This is a genomic window from Oligoflexus sp., assembly GCF_035638955.1.
In the GTDB taxonomy this organism is placed as follows: domain Bacteria; phylum Bdellovibrionota_B; class Oligoflexia; order Oligoflexales; family Oligoflexaceae; genus Oligoflexus.
In genome coordinates, this window is record NZ_DASQYZ010000517.1 from 1 (window position 1) to 8,369 (window position 8,369).

Sequence of the window (8,369 nt, forward strand, 5' to 3'; positions counted from 1 at the left end):
GCCAAAGCAGGCCGATCTTTACACACTCTGTCTCGCATGACTCCTAATGTCAGCTATTCAAGCATTCGGCGTGCTGCACAGGGAGAGCTTGAACAGGAACAATCAACAGTTGTTGCAATTGCCAGCGTTGTTATGCCGGAAACCGAGTTGCGTTCTTTTATCAAGAGTCATTACCCGACGCTGGAACGTGCAGTCCTTGACGTTCGCGGTCCAGAGCGCGGCCATGAAGAAAGTTCTGACGATACACGCAGTGCAAGCATTGTTGAGTTTTTAAAATCCGAAGATCACGCAAAAATCCTGATTCTGGCCAATTCCAGAACTGGTACCACAGATGAAGAAGTCGCAAGAAAATATGGCGAAAACTGTCTCCATCATTTTGAGGAAATAAAGAACTCTGGAATCCTCCGATATGCCGATGGAAGCTGGTTTTTCGATGGATCTGTCGGCAATGTATCCCTTGCCCTGGCCAGGAAAGTGCTGTGTGGTCTTGCAAAGGAGTTCGATGTCAAAAATGACTCGACCGAGTTCGCATCGTTTTCGTACCTCCTTTGGGAATCTCTAAATCTCGAAGGCATAAAGGAAATTTATAAAACCAACACGCAGCATGCGAAAGCCGTTTACGATATAGCCCAGGATCCAAAGTATCAGGGCGATATTTTGCTGGTGCTTGGGATTTTGCAGAATATACTGAAAGGTCAGGAGGGCTTGGCATGATGAAACTGCTTGGAATATTCGTCGCTTCTCTTTTTGCCGGACTAGCTTATGCTGGTGGTACAATCGGCGGCGGCAGCGGTGGGCTGACGTCTGAACTGACTTTACATGTCGAATCTCTTCCAAAATTGTTTATTGACGCTCAAAGCTTTCGGCGAACTAAAGCACGTCTGTCCGTGGATAGCACTGAATCAGCGACTGCGGTAGTAGTTGACGGTGATACGATTGAAGTCAGAAAAATCGCGGATCACCTTGTAAATTCAGATCTGTCCAAAGAAATCCTGCCTAACCCCTAAGTCGGGAAAACTCAAAGCCAACCCTGGGTTAACGGCCCAGGTCGAAGCCACCACGTCCCCGTTCAATTTTGTGTTCTATCTTGTGCTGCTTCTTCAACTCCTGCTCGTGCTTCTGCTGCCGTTCAATCTCAATGTTATGCTTTTGTTCCCGATCTAAAGCCACTTTGAAAGGAACTTCGATTTTTCGGCTAAACTCTCGAAACTTTTCGACAATGAACCCTGTTGCGTGGTGAATTCGTTCTCCAACCGCTTTAACTCCTTTTCGCACCAGCTCTTTAATTCGTCTCTCTCCTGCGAATGCTGAAGTTCCAGCGCGAAGAACATTTCGTTCCACACCTTGTTGATATGCACCACGAAGTCGATCAGCTCGTCCCTGCTCATGGTCTGGACTTCGGCCAGAAATTCCGGGGTCATGCGCCCGTTCGGAGTCAGAACCTTGCCGTATATTGTTTTCTCTTCCACGATCAACCTCCTTTAATTTCCGCCAGTCATGAACTTCGTCCATAGCAGATGGCATAAGGATGTTCCGATTATTCCGAGCCCGAATGAGAGCCAGATCGGTATCATGGTTTCCTTCTGGAACAGCCGCTTCATGTTCTCGGACGCGAAGCTGATCTCGGAGGCTTTCACCTCGATCCTCGATGCCACGTTCGCCGCCCCCTCCAGGGCTTTTTGCATTTGCTGCTGCCCAGCCTGTACCACGGCTATCGACCTCTCTAAAACGGCGAGCCTCTCGTTCAATGATGCGGCTTGCTGCGCGTTCAAGGCTTGAAGCGTATCCTGGTAGGACTTCTGCGATTTCTGCAGGGCATCGGTTGTCAGCTTCGATATCTGGATGAGCTTTTGCCTCTCCTGGATCAGTCCGACCGAGACTTGCGCCATGTCCTGGCTGTGGTCCCGGAGTTCGGAGCGCAACATTTCCATCTGCGAGTTCATGACCTTGCCCGGGTCCTCGTATGACATCGACTGCCTGGCTACGGCCGATTTTGATTTCGATTGATTCTCTTGTGTACTCGTCTCCAAGGCTAGCCTCCCTTGTCTTGCGTTGTTTGCCGTCCCGATCGTTGAACGAGTAAGTTATCTTTCTATCCGCCCCGCGCTCGGTGACGACAACGTCCATCTTTTCAAGACGGCCTACAAAGTCGGGGTAGCTGTCAGCCATGCCCCGCGCCGTCTCGATCCTAAGCTTAAGATCCTCTTTCCAGATATAGGTGCCCTGGTCGCGGACCTTCATATGGATTTCGGCATCGCTCAACCGATCCCGCTGGGGCTTGAATTCGGGATCACCGGGCATCAGCACCCGCTCGTGGCCAAGCTTTCCTTCCATCTCACGGGCGTACCGCTGCGCATCAAAAAGCTTGATGCGAGTTGACTGAAATTTCTTTCCGGTCTCCGGGTTGACCGAGTTCCAGGCTAAGTGCATGTGCGGGTGCTCCCGGTCACGGTGGATGAAGATCGCGTAGTCGTGCCCCGGCGCGTGCCGCTCCATGAAGTTCTTCCCCAGTTCGACTAGGGCCTCATCGGTCATCGACCGGGCCACGGGGTCGCCTGGGTTCATGCTGACGGAAGCATGGTGAACCTTGACCCCGTCGTTTTTGCTCCACACCTCCCTGGTCGCCCGGAACATGCGCTCAAGCCCTTTGATGTCGGTGGCACCCAGGCTGTTATAGGCCATGTTCCGGTGTTCCAAGTCAGGCTCACGCATCTCCCCTATTTCCACTTGGCGCTTGCCCTGCTCCAGATATCGCATGAGCCCGCCCGACGATTTGCCGCTGCCGAGCTTGATAATCATAGTCGGCCCACTCTATCGAGCAGCTCTTCAACCGACGTGCGAATCCCCTCCAGACCCTCTGCATCGACATGCGAGCGGTGCGCCAATACTGTCAGTTGGTTCATATTGCGCGCCATACCAACGAGCTGAGCCAGCATTTGCCTCCTGGCTTCTGCATCAAGCTTCCCTCCGGGCAGCTTTCGACTTAAGCCGGTTTTTCGCAGCCAATCAGCTCCGGTTAATCCCAGTGCTGACGCCTTACTTTCAATCGCGTCCTTTTCCTCTGACGTCAATCTGATATAGATACGCTCCGTCCGGTCAGTCCTTGGCCTTGCCATGCGGTACTCCCTCCCAGCAAATCCCCAACGGCAATCTACCCCCCCGCAGCGGATAAGGCAACGGGTCAGGATTCAGGAGCAAGTTTCGTTTCCGCTTCGCTACAACTTCACTTGCCATGGTGCGTGCCGCCCCCTGGACCCCCTGTAAATCCGGGAACCGAAAACCAAAATCCGGGAACCCCATCACCGCGCCAGGCGGTGATGAAAAAAAAAAAGAAGCGCAGCGCAAGCGCGTGCGCCCATACCCTGGCGGCACCAGGCCGTGGGCTCCTCCGCAGTCCCCCGCCATGCGGGGTCTGCTCCGGTCATGCTCTCGCTAAATGACGTGGGCGCGGTTGCGCCCGTCACGCTCGGCAGGTTGCGTCGGATCACTCCCCGACGCTGGAGTCACGGGTCGCCCTGGCGGTCAAGCCGCCAGTCCTCCCGCTTCAGCTCCTCGCGCTTTTCGGCGCGTCTTCGTCGCGCCCGCTTCGTCGCCTGCGGTGTCGCATCCAACTTCAACAGCTCCAGGCCAACCTTGTTCATATCCCATTCGACCTTGGTCGCGGCATCCGGCTTCAGTACCTCCTCAGCCGCCCGCGCCCGTTCCTTCCGGTCGGCCCGTTCCTGGTCCTTCGCCTCGATCGCCTCCCCTTCCTCTTGGCTGAGCACCCGGCTCCGGTGGTAGTAGCGGTCCACGAATGACCAGACATATTCCCAATACTGCTCGGCCTTAAAGTCGGGGTCATCAGTATGCGCCAGCATTTCCTCTTCGCTGATTTCCTCTTCGCCGCGGAAGACCTCGCGGATCAGGCCCCCCAGGCTGGTCGCCTGGGTACCCTTCAGCTGCCGATCCATTTCCAGAAGCGTCGGAACCCACGACCCATCATCATCCGGCTTCATCATGATGCCCTTAACAGCGTATTTAAAGACTTCCTTCACAGCTGCTGCCACGGCGTCCACGCCGCCTTTGGGATCGACAGCGCGGATGTAAGGTTTGATCAAAGTCTCAGGCTCAACACCCAGGCCCTTGGCCCAGTAAGCTCTCCAGTCCTCGGCAGTCATGTAGCGTTTGGAAAAATATGAGGTACTTACCATAACAAGGCAATGAAAGTGAGGATGGACATAGCCTTCCTCTTCCGCGATCGTGACCTCGGTCGCACGGACAAAACCAAGAGCAGGCCAAGTCTTGCGGCTGACCATACGGTTCCAGGCTTTTGACATTTTAAGAATAGTTTCGCGCAGCTCTGTGACAGGGACGTTCGGAACGGTCAGGACCAGATGGAAGTAGCGGGCTTTCGGTGCAAGCTTTTGAATCTCAGGCCAAGCCTTATACCAACGGGCTTTCCATGCAAGACTTCGCCGCCAGACACAGCGGGGACAAAGACGGATTCGGCAGAATTGTGCTGACTTCAATTTGTGCCGCCCTTCTTGTGAGACGGCGAAAGTCAAACGCCGTCCGCACCATTCCATGCGTTCGGATTTCCGCTGCTGCCAGTCATCCCCTTCCGAAAATACGCACATGAGATTCTGGCTATTCTGGCCGTGAGTATCCCACGGCTTATCATCGGGGGAAAGCTCGGAAAGCCTCGGTAAGTCAGCTTTCTTCTTTGAATTTGAAGAAGCTCCGTTGACACCGGGCGCAATCGTGGGCACGATTGGAAATGAGGAAGCCATTCCTTGGCTCTCCTTGGGTAAACCGGGTTATTTTAAAGCGTCGCAACTTCAGAATAGCCCCGGCGACAACCCCTCGCAATCCCCCCCTTACCCTGAAAATCCCAGCAAAACCATGTGGCTCTAAGCGAAGATTTATTTTCAGCTGCTTGAAACGTTTCTTAATTATCAAGGATAGTAATACAGACCCCAAAACCGAGCCAAAAAAGCACGAATTCGGGCGATACGACGGAGTTCTGAATGCAACTGCCAGAAAGCGAACAAGCCCGCCGAAATGACCAGTTCATTGCAAGGGTTGAAGACCCAAAATATCGAGCCTCGTACAAACGACGGGTCAGGACGATGCGCAAGAATGGAGAAAGCGAAGCGAAGATAGCCGTCTGGCTGCATACCATCGCCCCAATCATTATTCGATGCACGTATACCTGACCTAGTTTCCCTGCAGAGCAGGGCTTAATCATCATCAACAAGACGCACTGACTCGAGAGCTCACGCCGTCGTTACATTTTTTGGCCCTGAGATCGAATTCCACTACCAGACTAGGCAATCCTCGCTTCGATATCATTTCGAAGCTCCAGGACCCCTTTTTGCGATCCTCAGAGCCAAGAAAAAAGCAAAAGACCAAAGCCGCTCTTGAATAGGGCGATTATGTGCGTCGTCCTGGTCAAACACCTGTTCGCCGCAAAGACCTCAACTCCGAACACCATTCCTTCCGGTCACTACGTTCCCTGGCTGGGGCATAGCCCCAGACCCAAGACAAGCCTGACGGCGCTCGATCGTTTCCGCCTTACCTCGATATCTGCTAACCTATGCGCATACCATGCGGATAAAAATGCGCATTCGTCGGACAGGTGAAGGGAATGTGCAAATACATGCGCAACGGAGGCGCAAATGAGCGGGAATGATCTTTTGAATGTGGCTGACTGTGCGAGAAAGCTTGGGATCTCAAGACAACGCCTATCAAAGCTTCTAGACGAAAGCGGTGTAAAAAAAAGCCGGACCGGGAAGGGCGCACTAGTGTCGCTCGCAGATGCGCAAAGAGTCGTCCAAATTGCTGCTGCTTCCGGAAAAGTGCGCACACCGCGCGCGAATAAGGACGCAAGCGAAGAAAGCGAGCTTGTGCACCTTTTAAAGGAGCAGGTACTAGAACTCAAATCCGAGCGGGAGCGCCTTCTGGATAAAATCGAGGCCATGTCTCATCTTGAATCTGAAGTGAAAATGCTAAAAGCGGCAAAGGAAGAGTTGGAGGACAAAATAAGCAAAGCTGACAAGAGTCTTGTCAGCCGCATAGGTAAAGCTATCAGTGCTTTCAAGGAATAGACCACCAAAAAATCACGGGCAATAAAGCAGAATTCCTGTCGGGCTTTAGCAGTAGCTTTAGATTTCAACGCGCATTTTATTCTTTAACTGGCTTCTTTTTAGGGTCATGTGTGTATTTGAGCTGGAAATCAAGACTACCTGGGGCTGTGTCAGACTTTACAAAATCAACCGTTAAGGTGCTAAACTCAGGTGCGATTTTACTAAGTTTCAATGCCAGCTGGCCTGAGATTGCGCCTAGATCATTCGTAATGGTTTCATTCCGACGATCTATCGTTTTACATGACTCGGGCGCACCCTGCTCGCAGTACTTGATGAGAGAACCAGCAAGCAGATTGTCATCGGCAAGATAGGCCTTGGAAGCAGACGCAGCCGAAGCAGTCAAGAGGAGGCTAAGTATAAAGCTCATAAAGAAAACTCCTATCAGCTGTTTTCAGATCGGCTTGTTTGAAAGAAATGAAACAAACCCAGAGGCAGGAAATAAAAAGCCCCAGAGAGTAAGTCTGAGGTTCTAGCGTTAAGTAAGCTAACTATCTCAGCCCCAGCCACAGATGGTTTGAAAATCGTATCCGTGTACCGGATCACCAACCTTGTACCTAACGCATTTATAGCTTTCACCACCAACGCCAGATGGAGAGCCGCCGGGACCCATACTGCCTGTGCTTCCTGTACCCGAGCCCGAATAGCTGCCTAGCCCGCCAGGAGCGACACCACCAGAGAGTTGTTTAGGTGGAATAAGAGATATGGGACGCTTAGCCAGCTTCAGCGCCTTTTGAAAGCATTCCAAATCTGAAGCATCGCACAGCAGCGCTTCATTAATTGCCCGGTCAACATTCATGTTGTAATTTTCCCAGGAAGTCGTGCAATCGTAACTACGATATGCACACGCCGCTGCTCCAAGGGCACCAAAACCTATTCCCACCGGTCCCAAACTCGCCAAGAGCGCCGCTGACGCAAAACAACCGACGGAGCCGAATGAGCACTTATTTTTTCCAGCGTTACCTGCAGCCTTCATCCAGTAGAGAGAGTCTAAATATTCGTCTCTGTGCGTTCCTTTTGGATTGTTATTCTGCAGTGCATAAAACTCATTATATGCACCGGCAACGTCTGCCATTGTGAGTTTTACGGGTGCTGCACCTGGGTTGAGGGGATCCAGAATTGTAATGAAAGCGTGGCTGCCGTCGTCTAAACAAGTAACTCCGCTGTCTGGTGCGCACAGGAAAGCCTCGATATTGACAATTACTGTAGCACTCCAGAATTGATTAGCACGCGCTTGATTTCCGATAGCGATCAATGCAATTGCAATAAGTACTTTATAAATCATTTGGTCCAACCCTTTTTAGTGGCAAAGATAATAGCCTTCACAACGACCATCCAAAGTACGACGCCGCCCCATGTGAACACCGTTCCGGAGTTCGCATTAATAAAACTATCCAGGGATTCAGGTCGACTGGCGATATACACACTACATAAATTAGCAACTCCACAAACCAACATGAAAATCGAAGCTCTATTGTAGGCTCTGCTGAATTTATTCAAGTCCATCTACATATCCCCTGCTTCCAAGGCCTTAACTGGCTTTGGGTTGGTAGCTTATACCGGCTTCCGATTATCTCGTCTATCCCCTTGCTGTGACATGTCTTCAGACACTTCGACAGTTCGCCTCTCACTCCGAAAGCGAGAAGTATTGATGCCAGACAATACATAAAATTGCTTATAATAACTGGGGCCGTTGCCCGTGCCTTGATCAAAGCTCACCTGAGTGCCAGACCTCAGCTTTCCATTGCCACAATGGCAAGGTCCTGCAACTGCCATCCAGTACAGCACGCTCCATTTTGCACGGCGGACAAAGCTCAGCATCTGTGGAGAATCTGATTTCGCTTCTGGGTATGACTGTCCATGGGATTCTATGATGAATGCTTTGTTGCTCAAGGGCTGTACACGATCGGGTTTCTGATGTTTCCGGTTTTATCGTTTCACCCGCAGAATCAGCAACCACTAAAGTCTTGACGATGCAAGAAAGTCGGTTCATCAAGGTGAGCTGTAACAATAGGTTCAGTTCATCATGATGAACTCTAGGTGGGAGGGAGATCTATGACCGTACAGCAGGCACTGGCTGTTGCTATAAACTCATGGCTAAAAGCCAAAGCAGGCCGATCTTTACACACTCTGTCTCGCATGACTCCTAATGTCAGCTATTCAAGCATTCGGCGTGCTGCACAGGGAGAGCTTGAACAGGAACAATCAACAGTTGTTGCAATTGCCAGCGTTGTTATGCCGGAA

Annotated in this window: 9 protein-coding genes; 4 read left to right on the top strand and 5 right to left on the bottom strand. The window is 51.7% G+C overall.

All coding sequences use genetic code 11. The features are described 5' to 3' along the window. The coding region (locus VE954_RS42650; RefSeq protein ID WP_324964761.1) for a hypothetical protein at window positions 1–714 on the top strand (714 nt) is incomplete at its 5' end. Then, entirely contained in the window at window positions 711–1,007 is a 297-nt protein-coding gene (locus VE954_RS42655) for a hypothetical protein (protein WP_324964763.1), read from the top strand. The genes VE954_RS42650 and VE954_RS42655, both read left to right, overlap by 4 nt. 28 nt (window positions 1,008–1,035) lie before the next feature. Here the strand turns inward: VE954_RS42655 and VE954_RS42660 are convergent, their stop codons facing one another. The 3 genes from VE954_RS42660 to VE954_RS42670 all read right to left on the bottom strand — a co-directional run bounded on the left by VE954_RS42660 (window position 1,036) and on the right by VE954_RS42670 (window position 4,772). Continuing rightward, window positions 1,036–2,799, bottom strand: coding sequence for a relaxase/mobilization nuclease domain-containing protein (locus VE954_RS42660; protein ID WP_324964765.1), 1,764 nt, complete (start codon window positions 2,797–2,799; stop codon window positions 1,036–1,038). Next, window positions 2,796–3,116: a plasmid mobilization protein gene (locus VE954_RS42665; RefSeq protein ID WP_324964767.1), complete on the bottom strand. Its 321-nt coding sequence runs from the start codon at window positions 3,114–3,116 to the stop codon at window positions 2,796–2,798. Before VE954_RS42665 ends, VE954_RS42660 begins: the two co-directional genes overlap by 4 nt. A gap of 387 nt (window positions 3,117–3,503) precedes the next feature. Next, window positions 3,504–4,772, bottom strand: a complete 1,269-nt coding sequence (locus tag VE954_RS42670; RefSeq protein ID WP_324964769.1) for a protein rep — start codon at window positions 4,770–4,772, stop codon at window positions 3,504–3,506. Window positions 4,773–5,660: 888 nt separating this feature from the next. On the opposite strand from VE954_RS42670, the gene VE954_RS42675 reads away from it, so the two are divergent. After that, window positions 5,661–6,089 (top strand): hypothetical protein, encoded by a 429-nt coding sequence (locus VE954_RS42675; RefSeq protein WP_324964771.1) that lies wholly within the window; start codon window positions 5,661–5,663, stop codon window positions 6,087–6,089. A 76-nt stretch (window positions 6,090–6,165) separates the two neighbouring features. Here VE954_RS42675 and VE954_RS42680 read toward each other — a convergent pair whose 3' ends face one another. Together VE954_RS42680 and VE954_RS42685 are read right to left on the bottom strand one after the other, a co-directional pair. After that, entirely contained in the window at window positions 6,166–6,495 is a 330-nt protein-coding gene (locus VE954_RS42680) for a hypothetical protein (protein WP_324964773.1), read from the bottom strand. Between the two features lie 126 nt (window positions 6,496–6,621). Continuing rightward, complete coding sequence (locus VE954_RS42685; protein WP_324964774.1) at window positions 6,622–7,410, bottom strand: hypothetical protein; 789 nt, start codon at window positions 7,408–7,410, stop codon at window positions 6,622–6,624. 770 nt (window positions 7,411–8,180) lie between these two features. Between VE954_RS42685 and VE954_RS42690 the strand changes: the two genes are divergently transcribed. Continuing rightward, window positions 8,181–8,369, top strand: a 189-nt coding sequence (locus tag VE954_RS42690) for a hypothetical protein (protein WP_324964776.1), incomplete at its 3' end; no start/stop codon positions are given.